The 1,404-nt window shown below is 68.2% G+C and carries 1 protein-coding gene; it reads left to right on the top strand.

Annotation, left to right across the window (positions count from 1 at the left end; genetic code table 11):
• On the top strand, window positions 1-1,404 hold a 1,404-nt coding region (locus tag ACZ51D_RS43660), incomplete at both ends, for a condensation domain-containing protein (protein WP_465665889.1).

The following is a 1,404-nucleotide window of genomic DNA, read 5'->3' as shown; positions in this document are numbered from 1 at the left end:
ACCACCGGCCGCGCCCCCGCCAACGAACGCGAAGCCACCATCTGCACCGCCTTCGCCCACGTCCTCGGACTCGACACCGTCAACCCCGACGACAACTTCTTCGAACTCGGCGGCCACTCCCTCCTCGCCCTCACCCTCATCAACCACCTCACCACCAACGGCATCCCCACCGACATCCGCACCCTCTTCCTCACCCCCACCCCCGCCACCCTCGCCACCACCCACACCACCACCCCCCAAAGCACCACCAGCGTGCCGCCCACCCACATCCCCCCAGGCACCACCCGCATCACCCCCGACATGACCCCCCTCGCCCACCTCACCCAAACCGACCTCGACCACATCACCCACCACACCCCCGGCGGCACCCCCACCATCGCCGACATCTACCCCCTCACCCCCCTCCAAGAAGGCCTCCTCTTCCACCACCTCCAAGACGACAACGACACCTACCTCCTCCCCGCCGTCCTACGCCTCGACAGCCGCGAACGCCTCGACACCTTCCTCACCGCACTCAACGCCGTCATCACCCGCCACGACACCCTGCGCACCGCCATCCACTGGCAAAACCTCACCCACCCCGTCCAGGTCGTCCACCACCACGCCACCCTCACCCCCCACCACACCACCCTCGACCCCCACACCACCGACCCCACCGCAGCACTCCTCGCCACCTGCAACACCCCCCTCCCCCTCCACCAAGCACCCCTCATCCGCGCCACCACCGCACCCGACCCCCACCACCCAGGCCACTGGCTCCTCGCCCTCCACATCCACCACCTCATCCAAGACCACAACACCCGCACCATCCTCCTCAACGAAATCCGCGCCCACCTCACCGGCAACCACCACCACCTCCCCCCCACCCAGCCCTACCGCGACTTCGTCGCCCACACCCTCACCACCAACACCACCACCCACCACCACGACTACTTCGCCACCCAGTTGGCCGGCCTCACCCAACCCACCACCCCCTACAACCTCACCACCACCGACCCCACCACCATCCGCGAAACCCACCACACCCTCACCCCCCAACTCACCACCCGCCTCCACACCACCACCCGCCGACACAACACCACCCCCGCCACCCTCCTCCACCTCGCCTACGCCCACACCCTCACCCACCTCACCAACCACCCCGACACCGTCTTCGGCACCATCCTCCTCGGCCGACACACCACCACCACCCCCCACAACACCCCCGGCCTCCACATCAACACCCTCCCCATCCGCATCAACACCCACCACCACACCGCCCTCACCGCCCTCACCACCACCCACCACCACCTCGCCACCCTCCTCGAACACGAACACACCCCCCTCGCCCACGCCCAACAAGCCAGCCCCCTCCCCCCCAACACCCCCCTCTTCACCACCGTCCTCAACTACCGCCACACACCG

This window comes from Kitasatospora sp. NPDC033851 (genome assembly GCF_055576085.1).
Note: the sequence above shows the minus strand (reverse complement) of the source record. Positions and strands in the feature narration are given on the sequence as shown.